Annotated in this window: 20 protein-coding genes; all 20 read left to right on the top strand. The window is 30.2% G+C overall.

Going from position 1 to position 16761, the window contains the following annotated elements:
- Positions 1-519 (top strand): stage III sporulation protein SpoIIIAB, encoded by a 519-nt coding sequence (gene spoIIIAB, locus BS101_RS07530; protein ID WP_073538269.1) that lies wholly within the window; start codon positions 1-3, stop codon positions 517-519.
- Between the two features lie 65 nt (positions 520-584).
- Positions 585-782: a stage III sporulation protein AC gene (gene spoIIIAC / locus BS101_RS07535; protein ID WP_073541181.1), complete on the top strand. Its 198-nt coding sequence runs from the start codon at positions 585-587 to the stop codon at positions 780-782.
- Positions 783-791: 9 nt separating this feature from the next.
- Positions 792-1175, top strand: a complete 384-nt coding sequence (gene spoIIIAD / locus BS101_RS07540; RefSeq protein WP_073538270.1) for a stage III sporulation protein AD — start codon at positions 792-794, stop codon at positions 1173-1175.
- A 9-nt stretch (positions 1176-1184) separates the two neighbouring features.
- Positions 1185-2393, top strand: a complete 1209-nt coding sequence (gene spoIIIAE, locus BS101_RS07545) for a stage III sporulation protein AE (RefSeq protein WP_073538271.1) — start codon at positions 1185-1187, stop codon at positions 2391-2393.
- Between the two features lie 15 nt (positions 2394-2408).
- Positions 2409-3005: a stage III sporulation protein AF gene (spoIIIAF, locus tag BS101_RS07550; protein WP_073538272.1), complete on the top strand. Its 597-nt coding sequence runs from the start codon at positions 2409-2411 to the stop codon at positions 3003-3005.
- Between the two features lie 15 nt (positions 3006-3020).
- A complete protein-coding gene (gene spoIIIAG / locus BS101_RS07555; protein WP_073538273.1) occupies positions 3021-3668 on the top strand; it encodes a stage III sporulation protein AG in 648 nt (215 codons plus the stop codon).
- Positions 3669-3763: 95 nt separating this feature from the next.
- Positions 3764-4312 (top strand): SpoIIIAH-like family protein, encoded by a 549-nt coding sequence (locus BS101_RS07560; protein ID WP_073538274.1) that lies wholly within the window; start codon positions 3764-3766, stop codon positions 4310-4312.
- Between the two features lie 164 nt (positions 4313-4476).
- On the top strand, positions 4477-4875 hold the full coding sequence (locus tag BS101_RS07565) for an Asp23/Gls24 family envelope stress response protein (RefSeq protein ID WP_073538275.1): 399 nt from the start codon (positions 4477-4479) through the stop codon (positions 4873-4875).
- 185 nt (positions 4876-5060) lie between these two features.
- Positions 5061-5522: a transcription antitermination factor NusB gene (nusB, locus tag BS101_RS07570; RefSeq protein ID WP_073538276.1), complete on the top strand. Its 462-nt coding sequence runs from the start codon at positions 5061-5063 to the stop codon at positions 5520-5522.
- Between the two features lie 28 nt (positions 5523-5550).
- Positions 5551-6753 (top strand): exodeoxyribonuclease VII large subunit, encoded by a 1203-nt coding sequence (xseA, locus tag BS101_RS07575; protein WP_073538277.1) that lies wholly within the window; start codon positions 5551-5553, stop codon positions 6751-6753.
- A gap of 15 nt (positions 6754-6768) precedes the next feature.
- Positions 6769-6987, top strand: coding sequence for an exodeoxyribonuclease VII small subunit (locus tag BS101_RS07580; protein ID WP_073538278.1), 219 nt, complete (start codon positions 6769-6771; stop codon positions 6985-6987).
- A 24-nt stretch (positions 6988-7011) separates the two neighbouring features.
- On the top strand, positions 7012-7893 hold the full coding sequence (locus BS101_RS07585; protein WP_073538279.1) for a polyprenyl synthetase family protein: 882 nt from the start codon (positions 7012-7014) through the stop codon (positions 7891-7893).
- A gap of 62 nt (positions 7894-7955) precedes the next feature.
- Positions 7956-9830 carry a 1-deoxy-D-xylulose-5-phosphate synthase gene (gene dxs / locus BS101_RS07590; protein ID WP_073538280.1) on the top strand — a complete coding sequence of 625 codons (1875 nt, stop codon included), beginning with the start codon at positions 7956-7958 and terminating at the stop codon, positions 9828-9830.
- Between the two features lie 20 nt (positions 9831-9850).
- On the top strand, positions 9851-10675 hold the full coding sequence (locus BS101_RS07595; protein ID WP_073538281.1) for a TlyA family RNA methyltransferase: 825 nt from the start codon (positions 9851-9853) through the stop codon (positions 10673-10675).
- The gene (locus BS101_RS07600) at positions 10672-11523 is read left to right on the top strand and encodes an NAD(+)/NADH kinase (protein ID WP_073538282.1); all 852 of its coding nucleotides are present in this window, start codon (positions 10672-10674) and stop codon (positions 11521-11523) included. Before BS101_RS07595 ends, BS101_RS07600 begins: the two co-directional genes overlap by 4 nt.
- Entirely contained in the window at positions 11520-11972 is a 453-nt protein-coding gene (locus BS101_RS07605; RefSeq protein ID WP_073538283.1) for an arginine repressor, read from the top strand. The genes BS101_RS07600 and BS101_RS07605 overlap by 4 nt, the downstream gene beginning before the upstream one ends.
- 11 nt (positions 11973-11983) lie before the next feature.
- Positions 11984-13681, top strand: coding sequence for a DNA repair protein RecN (gene recN / locus BS101_RS07610; RefSeq protein ID WP_073538284.1), 1698 nt, complete (start codon positions 11984-11986; stop codon positions 13679-13681).
- Positions 13682-13886: 205 nt separating this feature from the next.
- A complete protein-coding gene (spoIVB, locus tag BS101_RS07615; protein ID WP_073538285.1) occupies positions 13887-14987 on the top strand; it encodes a SpoIVB peptidase in 1101 nt (366 codons plus the stop codon).
- Between the two features lie 219 nt (positions 14988-15206).
- Positions 15207-16022 (top strand): sporulation transcription factor Spo0A, encoded by an 816-nt coding sequence (gene spo0A / locus BS101_RS07620; protein WP_073538286.1) that lies wholly within the window; start codon positions 15207-15209, stop codon positions 16020-16022.
- Between the two features lie 208 nt (positions 16023-16230).
- The gene (locus BS101_RS07625; protein ID WP_073538287.1) at positions 16231-16752 is read left to right on the top strand and encodes an NUDIX hydrolase; all 522 of its coding nucleotides are present in this window, start codon (positions 16231-16233) and stop codon (positions 16750-16752) included.
- The last annotated feature ends 9 nt before the right edge of the window (positions 16753-16761 follow it).

The following is a 16761-nucleotide window of genomic DNA, read 5'->3' on the forward strand; positions in this document are numbered from 1 at the left end:
ATGGTGAAATTTTTAGGATGCATTATGATATTAGCTGCATCTACAGGAATAGGTGTTATATATGGGGAAGGATTTAAAAAGAGAGTAAGACAGCTAAAAGAAATACAAAGGTGTATGTATCAGCTTCAAAATGAAATAATATACACTCATACACCTCTGCCAGAAGCTATTTTAAATACTGCATGTAAAAGTGTAAATCCTGTTAAGGACATATTTAAAGACATTTCTCAAATGTTAGAAAAAAATTCTGTCGATAGTGTGTATGAAGCTTTCAGCCATACATTAAAGGCTAGGGAAAATACTTTGAATTTAAAAAAAGAAGATACAGCTGCTTTGTTAGATTTATCTAGAACCCTTGGGGAATCAGATATAGAGGGACAGAAAAAGATGTTTTCACTAACACTCGAAAATATAAAAGAACAAATAGAAACTTCTCAAATTTTAATGAGTAAGAATTTAAAAATGTGCAGAAGTTTGGGTTTTTCATTAGGAGCCGTAATAGTAATAATTTCAATTTAAGTAATTTGTTTATGCTTTTTATGGTTTCTGGATGGTTAATGGGAAGGAAAAGGGGAGATAATCAAATGATGGACATAAGTTTAATTTTTAAGATAGCAGGGGTAGGCATAATTGTTATCCTTATAAATAAAGTTTTAGAATCCAGCGGCAAAGGGGATTATGCAGTGGTAACCAACTTAGCGGGAATTTTAATTGTACTTATGATGGTAATAGACTTGGTAAATAAATTATTCAATACAGTTAGAACTATGTTTCAACTTTAGGAGAGCGCCATGGAGATAATTAAAGTAGTAGCATTTGCATTTGTTGCATTATTTATAGTATTACTGTTTAAAGATAGAAGAGATGATATAGCAGTTTATATAAGTATAGTTTCTGGGGTTATGATATTTTTATTTATGATAACCAAGATAACTGCCATACTGCAATTTATACAGCAATTAGCAGCTAAGGCAAATATAAATTTTATTTATTTAACCACTGTATTTAAAATACTTGCTATTGCATATTTGGCTTCTTTTTGCAGTGAGATATGCAGGGATGCAGGACAGGGGAATTTAGGAGCAAAAGTTGAATTTGCAGGTAAAATTTTAATTTTAGTACTTGCAATTCCTATACTTATGGCTGTATTACAGTCAATTTTAAAGATTATGTAGGTGTTAATTATGAAAAATAGTGTATTGATATTAACTATAGTTTTATTAATATGTTTTAATGTACAAGCTTTTGATACAAACACTGCAGAAACAAATACACAAAGTAAAATAAATGTGGAAAATACTCAACAAAATACTGTGAAAAATGAAGAAGATGGAAGTGATCAGGAACAGATAAATCAATTCTATGATTATATAACAAATATGAAGACGGATAATGAGTTATTAAATGACATAGATGTGAAAACCTACGTGAAAAATTTTTTAAAAAGTGGAGAAGGAGGTATATCATTTAAAAAAATTTTAAGTGCAGTAATGTCCTATGGGGTAAGAGAGTTGAAAGCATCTTTAAAGTTATTAGTACTTTTAGTAATAATATCAATTATATGCACTCTTCTTACCAATTTACAAAGAGCCTTTAGCAGTGAACAATTATCTAATATAGCATATTTTGCATGTTACTCACTTATAATAATAATAATGTCAAAGAGTTTTTATATAGGAGTGGATATAGCCAAATCTGCTATAAACCAAATGACAAGTTTTATGGTAGCCTTAATACCTGTGCTTATAACCTTAGTAGCTTCTGTAGGAGGTTTTGTAGAAGCCGCAGTTATGGATCCAATCATAATAGGAGCTATAACTATAAGTGCAAATTTATTTATGTATATTATAATTCCTGTAATATCCATGTCCTTTGTACTTCAATTTGTAAATAACTTATCTTCCGAGTATAAGATAGACAAATTGACCAAGCTTTTAAATCAAGGTGCATTATGGACCCAGGGAATTATAATGACCATATTTATAGGGGTAATAACTATAAGAGGAATTACTTCAAAGACTATTGATCAGGTTACAGCAAAAACAGCCAAATTTGCAGTAGACAATTTTGTACCTATAGTAGGCAAGAGTCTGTCAGATGCTATATCTACCGTAGCTGGATATTCCGTATTATTAAAAAATGCATTGAGCAGTTTAGGGCTCATAGTAATTATAGCGATGCTTTTATTTCCTATAATTAAATTAATAATTATGATAGTTTTGTATAAATTAACAGCAGCCCTTATAGAACCTATAAGTGATGGAAGATTGGTGAACTGCATAAATTCTGCAGGAGATTCTCTTATACTTATAATGTCTTGTCTAATATGTGTGTCTATAATGTTCTTTATAATGATATCAATTGTAGCTTCAGCAGGAAGAGTTATGATATGAAAGGGGTGAAATGTTATGATTGAATCCCTGAGACAGTGGTTAATAGGCATATGTACAGCTGTATTTTTCATTACTGCCATAGAGATGCTTTTACCAGATAATAGTATGAAAAAATATTGTAAATTTGTATTGGGGCTTATATTGATTACAGTATTTATTAATCCGTTGATAAAGATATTTAATAAAGATTTTGATATAAACAGCTATACAGCAAAAGCTATAGAGAGCTTTGAAGAGAATACTAAAAGTGAAAAATCTTTAAAAGATTTTAATGAATATAAGGAAAAAAGTAAAGCAGACACCATAGAAGCTTTTGAAAGTAATCTCAAGTTAAGCTGTGAAAAAGACTTAAAGGAAAAATATCCAGATGGAAATTATAAGGTAATGGTGGAGGCTGCCTATGATGAGGAAAACAATATTGTATATATAAAAAATATGAATGTAGAAATTCAAAAAGGTAGTGTTGAAAAAGTGAAAAAAGTAGATGTAAGTGGTAAAACTACTTCTGTAAGTAATTTTGATGAAGAAAATAATGAGCAGTGTAATAAGATAAAGAACTACTTAAGCAAGGAATTAAATGTATCGGAAGATGTGATACATGTAAATTCTTGATGAGGAGGGGTAATTTTGAATTTTAAAAAATGGCTTAACGAGCTTCTTAAAAAAGGTGATAAAAAAAATTCTAATGATAAAAAAAATATTACGAATTTGGCCATAGTATTTTTAATAGGATTGCTCATAATTATAACTATAAATTTTTTTAGTGGTTACAGTAAAAATACATATAATAATTTAAATAGTAATAAAAGTAGTAGCACAGATGATACTAAAAAGGATACCACTGAAGAATCCACCTCCACAGATGAAAATAGCTCCCATGATTATGAAGAATCCATACAAAAAAATTTAAAAAATACTTTAGAACAGATAGAAGGGGTAGGAAAAGTAGAAGTCATGATTAGTTTTGAAAGTGGAGAGGAACATGTACCAGCAGTAAATGTAAATGATACAACTAATACCACAGAGGAGAAGGATAATGAAGGAGGAACGAGAAATACTACTCAAAAAAATAATGGAAGCACAGTGGTTATCACAAACGATGGGAGCAAATCAGAACCACTCATAGTAAAAACATACAATCCAAAAATCTCAGGGGTGTTTGTGGTAGCTGAAGGAGCTGAGAATAAAATAACTGAACTTAGGATATCAAAGGCTATAACTGATTTATTTGGATTATCCGAAGATAAGGTAAATGTATACCCTATGAAAAAGTAGTATATAAGTCTACCTTTAAGCATATAATTTTTTAGAGTTAGACATCTTAGAATAAATAATAAATCAAAGATGTCTTATATAGAGGGGGAATTAAAATGAATAAAAAGCAGGCAGTTATAATTGTAACTCTTTTAGCGTTAATAGTTTGTGTAGGAGTAGTTGCTACAAAACTCAATAGTCCTATAAATTATGTAAATGGTTTAGATAATAATGGAACTAGTAATAGTACAGTATCATCAAGCAGCACTAAAAGTAAAAGCACAGAGTCTGGTACTACACAATCTAAAGATAGTGAGTCTCAATTTTTCGAAGAAACAAGACTTACAAGAGATCAAAAAAATGCAGAAACTCTCCAAACCTTAAAAAATTTTATAGATGACCAAAATGTATCTCAGGATAATCGTACAGATGCTGAAAAAAAATATACTGCCCTGGCTATGAATGCAAATTATGAAATGAAGATAGAAAATACTTTAAAAAGTAAGGGGTATGAGGATGCCATATGCTCTATAGAAAATGATAAGGTTAGAATAATAGTTAAAAATAAAGAAAAATTAACAGATAAGAATACACGAGAAATAAAAGATGTGGTTATGAGTATTTCTAAATTGCAGGATGTGGAGATTGAAGTGAAGGAAAACTAAATTTTTAAGATTAAATGCAGTAAGGATAGTTACATAATAGATATAACATATGTGAAAATAATAATGAGTTAAAAATAGTTAAATTAATTGTAAAAGAAAAATTCATTTGATATAATGTATCTAATGTTAATCTTTCCATGATGTGAAATCTAGGAGGTGCAGTTATGGAAGAAAATATGAATAATGAAATTAACATGGGTATTGTAAAAATATCTGATGAAGTTGTAGGCGTAATTGCAGGTCTTGCTACTACGGAGATAAATGGAATAGTTGGAATGAGTGCCAGTCTTGTAGGGGGGATTACCCAAATACTAACAGGTAAAAAGAATTTATCAAAGGGCGTCAAAGTGAGTGTAGGAGAAAATAATGCAGCTATAGATTTATTTGTGGTAGTAGAGTATGGAGTAAGAATTCCTGATGTGGCCTTAAAGGTTCAACAAAATGTAAAAAGGGCAGTGGAATCTATAACGGGATTGGAAGTTTCAGCTGTAAATATACATGTGCAAAATGTTATGATTTCTAAGGCAGAAGAAAATGATGATATTGATATTATGGAAGAGTAAAATACTAACACCCTCTATGTTAAGAGGGTGTTTATGTTTAATGTGTGTATTAAAATGCTTAGATTATGTATAAATATATATTTGTATATAGATATACTTGAACTAGTATATTAGTTTAAGTATAATTATATCTGAAATGACAATAATTATTTTTAAAAGAGTATATATCCAGGCGGGAGGAAAAGATGAATAGAAAAAAGACTAGAGAATTGACCATGAAATTATTATTTCAAATGGCTATAAATAAAGAAAAAGCTGATGTCATTATATCAAATTTAAAAGAAAATATTGAAATGGAGCAGACAAGTCAAAAAAATAGTACATCACAAATTTATGGAGAAAATACCGGTGATTTGAAAAATATAGATATAGATTATGTAATAAGAGTGCTAAAGGGAATAGAAAAAAATGAAGATATGCTAAATATGGAGATTGAAAAATATTTGAGAAATTGGAAGCTGAATAGATTATCTAAAGTAGATTCTGCAATTCTAAAAATTTGTACATATGAATTTTTACACGAAGATGATATACCTGAAAAGGTATCTATAAATGAAGCCATAGAATTAGCTAAAAAATATTCATCTGAAAAATCTGCCTCATTTATAAATGGAGTGCTTGGAAATATGATAAAAGATGAAAAATAAAAAAGTGATAATATATAAGAGGTAAGGTATGTATATTAAAACGTTAACAGTGTCTGATATTAACCGTTACATAAAGAAAACTCTGGATAATGATTTTATACTTGGTAATTGTTCTGTTAAAGGAGAAGTTTCGAATTTTAAGTTTCACAGCAGTGGACATATGTATTTTTCTTTAAAAGATAAGTTTAGTAAAATAAATTGTATCATGTTTAAAAGTTCAGTGGAAAGGTTGAATTTTATGCCAGGAGATGGCATGAAAGTTATAGTTAAAGGAAGAATATCCCTATATGAAAAAGAAGGGGTATATCAACTTTATTGTAGTGAAATGAAGCCGGAGGGAATGGGAGAATTATATCTGGCTTTTGAAAAACTAAAGATAGAATTAGAAAAAAAAGGATTATTTGATATTTCACATAAGAAAAAGATACCTATCTATGCTAAAAAAATAGGAGTAATTACATCACCTACAGGAGCAGCAGTTAAAGATATAATAAATGTAACTAGAAGAAAAAATAAAAAAATAGAACTTTTAATTTATCCTTCACTAGTACAGGGAACAGGTGCTAGTGATAATATTATAAAGGGGATTGAAGCTTTCAATTCCATGGAAGATGTAGAACTTATAATTATAGCAAGAGGAGGAGGTTCTATAGAGGAGCTTTGGTGCTTTAACGATGAAAAATTGGCAGAAGCTGTGTATAGTTCTAAAAAACCTATAATAACAGGAGTTGGACATGAAATTGACTATACCATAGTGGATTTTGTATCTGACATGAGGGCACCTACCCCTTCTGCTGCTGCGGAAATTGGAGTTTTCAGTTTGGAAGAATATGTGCAGAAAATATTAAATTATAAAAATAAGCTCTATAATAGTGTTAAAAATACAGTAAATGATAAAAAGAATAGACTGGCTTTTGTGAAAAAAACTTTAGAAGTAAATAATCCTTTAACTTACATAGCAAATGAATATGAGAATATAGACAAAATCAAAGAATCCTTAGACTTCAAAATGAAAGTAACCATTAATGAAAAAAAAGAAAAACTAGGGAAAATAAATGCACTTCTTTCTGCCCATAATCCATTGAATATTTTAAATAAAGGATATTGTATAATAGAAGATGAACAGAAAAATGTTATATCTTCTATAGAAGAACTAAATAAAAAATATAAAGTTGATATTACCATGAAAGATGGAACTTCCAAAGTTGAGCTTATTCATTACAAAAAGTGAGGTGATTGTGGATTTATGCCTAGGAAAACAGAAACTTATGAAAGCATAATGTTAAAACTGGAAAATATAGTAGCATCTATGGATAGTAGTGAGTTGTCTTTGGAAAATAGTTTAAAAAATTATGAAGAAGGGGTAAAACTCTGCAATAAGTTATATAAGATTTTAAATGAAGCTGAAGAGAAAATAAAAGTTCTTACTGAAGAGGGAGAAAGGGATTTTGATATTGAATCTTAAAATTACGGAATGGAGAAGTATACTATGGAAATTAAAAGGGTATTTAAATCTCTAAAGGAAGAACTAGATATATATTTGATGGAATATATGAAAGGCAGGGGAACCTATAATAGAAAAATATATGATTCCATGGAATATAGTTTAAATGCAGGAGGCAAGAGAATAAGGCCTATGTTGTTTCTTCTAACCTATAGAATGTATAATACAGATTATAGTAAAGTTATGGATATTGCAGCGGCTATAGAAATGATACATACTTATTCTTTGATTCACGATGACCTGCCTGCTATGGATAATGATGATTTAAGAAGGGGAAAACCTACAAATCACAAAATATTTGGAGAAGCTATTGCAATACTCGGGGGAGATGCTCTCTTAAATGAAGCCATGAGCATTATGTTTAGGCACTGCATAGGAAAAGGGGAAAATGCCATAAGGGCTTGTAGCATTATTTCTGAAAGTGCAGGGGCAGAAGGAATGATAGGAGGGCAGACAGTAGATATTTTAAGCGAAAATGTAAAAATACCTGTAGATAAGCTCTATTATATGCACAGTAGAAAAACAGGAGCAATAATAAAAGCTTCAATAGTTTCTGCTGCAGTATATGCATCCACTGGAGAGAAAGAAATAGACAAATTAAAATGTTATGGTGAAAAGTTAGGATTGGCATTTCAAATAAAGGATGATATATTGGACGTATTAGGTGATGATGCTGTTTTGGGAAAAAAGACAAAAAGCGACTTGAATAATAATAAGACTACCTTTGTAACTGTTTATGGATTGGATAGATGTGACAGAATGTGCAGCGAAATTACGAAAGAGTGTATGGAAATTTTAAATGAAATAGAGGGAGATACCTCTTATTTAAAAGAGTTAACTCTGTTTTTATTAAACAGAAAAAAATAAAGTATTATGACACAGTAGAGTATTCAATTTCTATTATTATTGTGTAAAAGAGGATAGGTAAAATGTTTAATTTATTAGATAATTATAAAGATGTAAATGACATAAAAAAAATGTCTTTAGATGAGAAAAAACAGCTGGCTTTAGAAATTAGAGAATTTTTAATTGAAAATGTGTCTAAAACGGGAGGGCATTTAGCATCCAATTTGGGGGTTGTAGAACTTACATTAAGTTTATTTAGTATTTTTGATTTAAATCATGATAAGCTTATATGGGATGTAGGACATCAAGCTTATGTGCATAAGCTTCTTACAGGAAGAAAAGATAAATTTCATACCTTAAGACAATTTGGAGGAATAAGCGGGTTTCCTAAAAGATGTGAAAGTGTGTATGATTTCTTTGAAACTGGACACAGCAGTACTTCCATATCTGCAGCACTAGGTATGGCCAGAGCTAGAGACTTAAAGGGAGAAAAACATAATGTGGTGGCAGTTATAGGAGACGGAGCATTAACGGGAGGAATGGCACTGGAGGCACTAAATGACGTAGGCTACAGAAAGACAAAACTTATAATAATACTAAATGACAATCAAATGTCCATAGGGAAAAATGTAGGAGGAGTATCTAGATATTTAAATAAATTAAGAGTAGATCCAAAGTATAATAAATTTAAAGAAGAAGTGGAAAGTACATTAAAAAAAATACCTAATATAGGGAAAGGTATGGCTAAATATCTTGAAAGATTAAAAAATGGAATAAAAAAAATGGTAGTATCGGGAATGTTCTTTGAAGATATAGGAATAAAGTATTTAGGGCCCATAGATGGACATAATATAAAGGACCTTACGGAAGTTATGACTGCTGCAAAAAAAGTAAATAATCCAGTTATTATTCATGTAATAACTAAAAAAGGCAAGGGTTATGAATTTGCAGAGAAAAATCCAGGTAAATTTCATGGAATAGGGCCTTTCAATTGTAATAATGGAGAGATAGCAGCTACCTCCACCAATACATATTCCAAGGTCTTTGGAGATGAAATGGTAAACTTAGCAAGAGAAGATAAAAAAATAGTAGTTATAACTGCTGCCATGAGGGATGGCACTGGACTTCAAAATTTTGCAAAAGAATTTCCAGAAAGATTTTTTGATGTGGGAATTGCAGAACAACATGCTGTAACTTTAGCAGGAGGAATGGCAGTGGAAGGATTAAAACCTGTATTTGCAGTTTATTCTACTTTTCTTCAGAGAAGTTATGATCAGCTTCTTCATGATATATGTATTCAAAAGCTGCCGGTGGTTTTTGCTGTGGACAGGGCAGGAATTGTGGGAGATGATGGAGAAACTCATCAGGGTATATTTGATTTGTCCTATTTAACTGAAATGCCTAATATGACTGTTATGTCACCTAAATGTATGGCTGAACTTACACATATGCTAAAGTGGGCATTAAATCAAAATTATCCTATAGCTATAAGGTATCCTCGGGGAGGGGATAATGTATACCTTACGCCTTTAGAAGATTTTGAATTTGGCAGATGGGAATATATTTTAAATAAAGGGAAAATAGCATTGGTAGCCCAGGGAAGAATGGTGGAGCATGCAGTCTTGGCGGCAGAAAAACTTGAACAAATGGGAATTTTAGTAAGAGTTATAAGTGCCTGTTTTATCAAGCCCTTAGATAAGGTGATGCTTCGGGAGTTGGTGGAAGAGGATGTGACTATTATAACTATTGAGGATAATATAATAAGAGGCGGTCTTGGATCCTATATATTGGAGTATGTAAATACATTACATAGAAAAGTAGATGTAATAAATTTAGGATTTAAAGATGAGTTTGTAACACATGGGAAACCAAGTATTTTATATAAATTGTATGGACTTGATACAGAAAGTATTGTAGATAAAGTACTTAAAGTAGTGAAATTAAGTGGTATATTTTAAAAGTGACAAAGGAGTTTGTTATGTCAGAACCAAAGGAAAGAATAGATGTACTTTTAGTAGATAAAGGTATTTTTTCCTCAAGAGAGAGGGCAAGAGCCAGTATTATGGCAGGAGAAATATTTGTAGATGGACGGAGAGTAGATAAGTGTGGACAAAATATAAAAAGAAGCTCTAATATAGAATTCAGAGGAGAAAAGCTTCCTTTTGTGAGCCGAGGAGGGTTAAAATTACAAAAAGCCTTAAAAAAATTTGATATAGTTTTAAAAGACAAGGTATGTCTGGATATAGGAGCATCTACGGGGGGATTTACGGACTGCATGCTCCAGAATGGAGCTAAAAAAGTATTTTCCATAGATGTAGGATACGGTCAGTTTGCGTGGAAGCTTAGAACAGATGAGAGAGTAGTATGTATGGAAAGGACAAATATAAGGTATGTAACTTTTCAGGATATAGGGGAATATTGTGATTTTGCAAGTATAGATGTTTCCTTTATATCACTTAAAAAAGTTCTACCTGCAGTTATAAACTTATTAAAGGAAGATGGAAGTATAATAGCTCTTATAAAACCCCAGTTTGAAGCAGGAAGGGAAAAAGTGGGGAAGAAAGGAGTAGTTAGAGAACAATCTACCCATATAGAAGTTATTAAAGCAATTGTAACTTTTTTAAAAGAAAATAATTTAAAAATAATTTCTCTTGATTATTCACCTATAAAGGGACCCGAAGGAAATATAGAATATTTAATATATTTTACCAAGGAAAAAGAAATAAATGAATTGTTTGAAGAAGAGGATATAAATACTATAGTAAGATCATCACATGGGGAACTGAATGGAGAGGAACTATGAAGAATATAGGAATTAACGTTAATACAACAAAAGATCCAAATAAAGAAATGCTCAATTTTATAGTAGAAAGTATAAAAAATATAGATAGAAGTGTAAATATAAAGACATATGAAAATTGTATGGGGCTTGATGAAAATGAAAGCAGCAGTCTGGATGTAATTATAGTACTTGGAGGAGATGGAACTATATTAAACACTTCTAGAAATGTACTTAGATCAAAGACTCCTATACTTGGAATTAATATAGGTCACTTAGGTTTTTTGGCACAGGTGGAAATAAACAGTGTGGAAGCTGCACTAGAGAAACTTTTTAAAGGAGAGTATACAATTGAAAAAAGGGATATGATTCAGTGCACCTACAATGAAGGTAATAAAATAAAAAGGTACGATGGATTAAATGATGTGGTATTATATAGGGGAATTAAGTCAAGAATACAAAGATATGATGTGTATATAAATGATGCTTTTTATAATAGTTTTAGTGGAGATGGTATTATTATCTGTACCTCTACAGGGTCTACGGCATATAATTTATCTGCAGGGGGTCCTATAATACACCCACTCTTAGATGTATTATGCTTAACACCTATGTATTCCCAATTTTTTGCATCTAGAAGTATCGTATTAGACAGTAGATCTCGTATAAGTATATCAATAGAAAAGAATTATGAAGATTCATTTTTATCTATTGATGGCCAAAAATGGGTAGCAGTGAATGGCTCTCAAACCATAAAAATAAATAAATCCAAAAACAAAAGAAGACTTATTAAGTTTGATGATGCCTATTTTAATACACTTAGAGAAAAAATTATTTTTAATGCAAAAGGATGTGAAGGTGGAATATTATGAAGGTAACTAGACACGCTAAAATACTGGAGATTATTAATTCAGATAATATTGAAACTCAAGAGGAATTAGCAGAAAAACTTAAAGGCAGCGGCATGAATGTAACTCAAGCTACTGTTTCTAGAGATATAAAAGAGCTGAAACTTATAAAGGTATTATCAGATAATGGGAGATATAAGTATGCAACTATATCTCGTACGGAAAGTTTTTTATCTAATAAGCTTGTAAATATATTTTCTCAAACTGTAGTAAGCGTTGAAAATATAGATAATTTTGTGGTTATAAAGACTATTTCAGGCTCTGCCTCTGCAGCAGCGGAAGCTATAGATTCTCTAGGTTTTATAGGTATAGCAGGAACTATAGCCGGAGATAATACTATATTTGTAATGGCCAGGGACAGAGAGAAAGCTCACGGTATAACTCAAAAGATGAAAAAAATGATTTCACAATAGGAGGATATACTATGCTGCTTCAATTAAATATAAACAATTTTGCCCTTATAGAAAAATTAATTATATCTTTTGAATCAGGCTTTAATATACTTTCTGGAGAAACCGGAGCAGGCAAGTCAATACTCATCGATGCCATAAATTATGTCATGGGGAGTAAATTTAATAAAGATTTAATAAGAACAGGTAAAAATAAAACTTTTGTGGAAGCTGTTTTTACTATAGAAAATCCTAAAACTTTTGAAATATTGAATGAAGAAGATATTTCTGGAGAAGAGAACATGGTTATAATCAGCAGAGAATCCTTTCAATCTGGAAGAACTATTGCAAAGGTAAATGGAAAGTCTGTTTTAATATCTAATTTAAGGAAAATAAGCAGTACATTACTGGATATACATGGACAACATGATAGTCAGAACTTGTTGGCAGAAGAAAATCATATAAATTATTTGGACTATTATGGAGAAAGTGTTCTTCATAGCCCATTAAAGGATTATAGAAAAAAATATGAAAGTTTAAATGATGTTAAAAGAAAAATATATGAAATATCAGAAAAAGAGGGGGATAGAGAAAAAATTGTAGATTTTCTAAAATATCAGATAGATGAAATAGATTCTGCAAATTTAGTAGAAGGAGAAGAAGAAAAATTAAATGAAAAATTCAAAATTTTCTCAAATCGGGAAAAGATAAATTCTGTTATCAATGACTGTTATATAAAATTATACAGTGGAAAAGAGGGACAAATTTCCGTATATGATAGTTTAGGAGTAATTATAAAACAATTGAATTCCATAAAAAATATTATGCCTGAAATTGACAATATACATAATTCCTTTGAAAGTATATATTATGATGTAGAGGGAAATATAGAGGATTTAAGGAGTATTAAAGATAATTTTTACTATGATGTAAATGAACTGGAGTACATAAATAATAGAATAAATGAGATTAATAATTTTAAAAATAAATATGGGAGTAATATAGAGAATATACTAAATTACAGAGATAAAATGAAAGCTGAATATGAAGAAATGAAAAATATGTCTCAGGTTATAGAAAAATTAAATTTGGAAAAAATAAAATTAGAAGAGTTACTTAAATTAAAAGGTGAAGAAATCCATAAAATAAGAAGTAGGTTAGCAGAGGATTTAGAAAAAAAAATTAAAAATGAATTGGATTTTGTAGGACTTGAAAAAAGTAAATTTAAAATACAAGTTAAATTGGAAGATAAATTTACTTCAAAAGGCATGGATGATGTAAAATTTTATATAGCTACAAATCCCGGAGAACCATTGAAGCCCCTAGAAAAAATTGTATCTGGAGGAGAACTCTCCAGAATAATGCTGGCATTAAAAACAGTGTTTATAGACAAGGATTTTATTCCCTCTGTTATATTTGACGAAATAGATACGGGTATAAGTGGGAGAATAGCACAGTGTGTAGCAGAAAAAATGTATGCAATATCTAAAAAGCATCAGGTATTTTGTGTTACCCATCTTCCTCAAATTGCATGTATGTCAGATATTCACTATTGGGTTTCAAAACAGGTAATTGATAATATGACCTACACTAAAGTTAAAAAAATGGATAAAAGGGAAAAGGAATGTGAAATAGCCAGAATGATAGGAGGCAGTGAAGTTACAAAAATTACTTTAGAACATGCAAGAGAACTTATTAATATGGCGGATTTAAAAAAGGATAAAATTAAATAGTATTAATTTTATAAGTTATCTCTAAAGTATATAAAATGATAAATTATTTTTATGAGTACTTCAAGAGGTGACTTTTAACTTTTTGTATAAAATTTATATTCTAAAACAATACATTAACTCTAAATGAAACTATATGATAGCATAATAACATATTTAAAAGGGCAACTTAAAGCTAAAGAAGCAGTATAAGACAGGAGGCAAAACCATGGCAAAAAAATTTAGAAATATTCTGTATTGGATGTTAATTCCTATCCTGTTTGTAATATCAGTTGCCTATTATAAAGAAAATATATATAAAAATATTCATTGGTTTCAAAATAATAAAATGAAATCTACATTTAATACAGTGGCAGCTAGTGATGTTACTGTATATTTAGGTGGTCAGCCTATCGGGGTAAAGTTAAATACTAAAGGAGTCCTGGTAGTGGCTTTTTGTGATGTAGAGACTTCAAAAGGTAAGGTTTCAAGTCCAGCTGCATCAGCTGGAATACAAATAGGGGATAATATAATTAAAATAAATGATACTGTGGTAAAAAATTCTGAACAGACTCAAGCTGAAATAAATAAGACAAAAGGTAAAGATATTAAAATAGTAATAGAAAGAGATGGAAACAGTATAGAAAAGGTAGTAAAAGCTGTTAGTGGTATAGATGATAATAATTATAAAATAGGTTTATGGATAAGAGATTCTACTGCTGGAATAGGAACTCTAACCTTTTATGATGAAAAGAGTGGTATGTTTGCTGCATTAGGCCATCCCATAATAGATATAGATACAGGCACAAGATTGAATATAAATTCAGGAGAAATAGTAGAATCTTCTATTGTATCGGTTAAAAAGGGTGCCAAGGGAAATCCAGGGGAGTTGAAAGGTATATTTGTCAATGAAGAAGCTAAGCTTGGAAATATAGAAAAGAATACGGAATGCGGGGTATTTGGCAAGGGAAACAATAAGCTTAAAAAAGGAAGCAATTGTATTAAAATCGGTCTTAGAAATGAAATTAAAGAAGGTCCCGCTAAAATTTTAACTACCGTAGATGGGGATAATCCTGAGTTTTATAATATAGAGATAGAAAAATTGTTGTCACAGGATTTACCAGGACCTAAAAGTATGGTTATAAAAGTTACAGATAATAGGTTATTAAATAAAACAGGAGGAATAGTTCAAGGTATGAGTGGAAGTCCCATAATTCAAAATGATAAATTAGTGGGAGCAGTAACCCATGTGCTTATAAATAAACCTGATGTAGGGTATGGAATTTATATAGATTGGATGTTAAAAGATACAAATATATTGTCAAAATAAAAAATGTAGATAAAAGTTATAAAGGATTTGAGTAAATATAGAAAATATGGTAAAATAATATTGTAAAAGATAGCATTTTAAATGCTATCTTTTACATTTATATCATTAAGATAAATATATAAAAATTTTTTTATATAAAAAAGAAGGAAATAAAATTCCTGTGTCGAATTTATTAATTTGTTAACATATGGGAATTTATTAAAAAGGGGAGTGGTAAATATGGAAGAATCAAAAATAAGTGTAGTTATTGCAGATGATAACAAAGAATTTTGTAATATTTTAAATGATTATCTTTTAAATCAAAGAGATATAATGGTTACAGGTATTGCAAAAGATGGAGTGGAAGCTCTTAAGCTAATTGAAGAAAAAAGACCGGATTTAGTGGTATTAGATATAATAATGCCTCATCTTGACGGACTTGGAGTATTAGAAGAATTAAATAACATGAATGTGGAGCCAATGCCTCGGATAATAGTTCTATCTGCAGTGGGACAGGACAAGATAACCCAAAGAGCTATAACACTTGGTGCAGATTATTATGTAGTAAAGCCCTTTGATATGGATGTATTTACTCAGAGAATTAGACAGATGTTTAATAGCGTTATAAGCAGCGGGGAAGAGGTGAAGAAGACCGTATCTTTTATAGATGCAGGAGAAGTAAGGGTACAAAGAGATAATCCTACTGATTTGGAACAGGAAATAACAAATATAATACATGAGATAGGTGTACCTGCACATATAAAAGGATATATGTATTTAAGAGAGGCAATAACCATGGTAGTAAATAATATGGAATTATTATCTGCAGTTACAAAAGAACTATATCCATCCATAGCAAAAAAATATAATACTACTGCCAGCAGAGTTGAAAGGGCAATAAGACATGCGATTGAAGTAGCTTGGTCAAGGGGGCAGGTAGAAACTATAAATAGAATATTTGGATATACCATACATAATGATAAAGGCAAGCCAACAAATAGTGAGTTTATAGCTATGGTTGCTGATAAACTAAGATTAAAAAATAGAGTTAGTTAAATTATTTAGGATCTTCCGTTTATTTGCTGGATATGAATGGAAGATTTTTTTAAATATAAAAATCTAATAAGTATAATAAGCATTTAATTGACAAGAATAATGTTGAAGTATAAAATTGATTACAATGAATAGGTTCAAATAGATAACTTGAGTATAGGGTTTAAAAGAGGTTGATTTAACAATCCAATAAAGGTAGAGGTGTTTAACTATGAGTTTTTTTGAGAAGACCATAAGTAAAGAAACAATATTTAATGGAAAGATCATTGATTTAAATGTTCATACAGTTGAATTACCAAACGGGAAAACAAGTAAAAGGGAAATAATAAATCATGCAGGTGGAGTTGCAATAATTGCTTATAAAGACAGTGAAACTTTATTTATGGTGGAACAATTCAGAAAACCCATAGAAGGGGTTTTACTTGAAATACCTGCAGGCAAGATTGAAAAAAATGAAGATGTGCTTGAATGTGCTGAGAGAGAATTGGAAGAGGAGATAGGTTATAGGGCTAAAGAACTTAAATACTTAGGAAGAATAGTTACAAGTCCTGGATTTTGTGATGAATATATATTTATTTATAAGGCAGAAGAATTGTATAAAGGAAGAGATGACTTAGGAGATGAAGATGAATTCATAAATATTAAAGAGATTAAAATAGATAGAGTCAAAGAAATGATAAAAGAAGGAAAAATAATAGATGCAAAAACTATTTGTGCTCTTATGATGATATAATGTGTTTTT

The sequence above is a fragment of the Clostridium kluyveri genome, assembly GCF_001902295.1.
GTDB classification, from domain to species: Bacteria; Bacillota; Clostridia; order Clostridiales; family Clostridiaceae; genus Clostridium_B; species Clostridium_B kluyveri_B.

Coding starts and splice junctions, on each gene's coding strand:
- spoIIIAB (WP_073538269.1), top strand. CDS start 1: ATGGTGAAATTTTTAGGATGCATTATGATATTAGCTGCATCTACAGGA.
- spoIIIAC (WP_073541181.1), top strand. CDS start 585: ATGATGGACATAAGTTTAATTTTTAAGATAGCAGGGGTAGGCATAATT.
- spoIIIAD (WP_073538270.1), top strand. CDS start 792: ATGGAGATAATTAAAGTAGTAGCATTTGCATTTGTTGCATTATTTATA.
- spoIIIAE (WP_073538271.1), top strand. CDS start 1,185: ATGAAAAATAGTGTATTGATATTAACTATAGTTTTATTAATATGTTTT.
- spoIIIAF (WP_073538272.1), top strand. CDS start 2,409: ATGATTGAATCCCTGAGACAGTGGTTAATAGGCATATGTACAGCTGTA.
- BS101_RS07560 (WP_073538274.1), top strand. CDS start 3,764: ATGAATAAAAAGCAGGCAGTTATAATTGTAACTCTTTTAGCGTTAATA.
- BS101_RS07565 (WP_073538275.1), top strand. CDS start 4,477: ATGGAAGAAAATATGAATAATGAAATTAACATGGGTATTGTAAAAATA.
- nusB (WP_073538276.1), top strand. CDS start 5,061: ATGAATAGAAAAAAGACTAGAGAATTGACCATGAAATTATTATTTCAA.
- xseA (WP_073538277.1), top strand. CDS start 5,551: ATGTATATTAAAACGTTAACAGTGTCTGATATTAACCGTTACATAAAG.
- BS101_RS07580 (WP_073538278.1), top strand. CDS start 6,769: ATGCCTAGGAAAACAGAAACTTATGAAAGCATAATGTTAAAACTGGAA.
- BS101_RS07585 (WP_073538279.1), top strand. CDS start 7,012: ATGGAAATTAAAAGGGTATTTAAATCTCTAAAGGAAGAACTAGATATA.
- dxs (WP_073538280.1), top strand. CDS start 7,956: ATGTTTAATTTATTAGATAATTATAAAGATGTAAATGACATAAAAAAA.
- BS101_RS07595 (WP_073538281.1), top strand. CDS start 9,851: ATGTCAGAACCAAAGGAAAGAATAGATGTACTTTTAGTAGATAAAGGT.
- BS101_RS07600 (WP_073538282.1), top strand. CDS start 10,672: ATGAAGAATATAGGAATTAACGTTAATACAACAAAAGATCCAAATAAA.
- BS101_RS07605 (WP_073538283.1), top strand. CDS start 11,520: ATGAAGGTAACTAGACACGCTAAAATACTGGAGATTATTAATTCAGAT.
- recN (WP_073538284.1), top strand. CDS start 11,984: ATGCTGCTTCAATTAAATATAAACAATTTTGCCCTTATAGAAAAATTA.
- spoIVB (WP_073538285.1), top strand. CDS start 13,887: ATGGCAAAAAAATTTAGAAATATTCTGTATTGGATGTTAATTCCTATC.
- spo0A (WP_073538286.1), top strand. CDS start 15,207: ATGGAAGAATCAAAAATAAGTGTAGTTATTGCAGATGATAACAAAGAA.
- BS101_RS07625 (WP_073538287.1), top strand. CDS start 16,231: ATGAGTTTTTTTGAGAAGACCATAAGTAAAGAAACAATATTTAATGGA.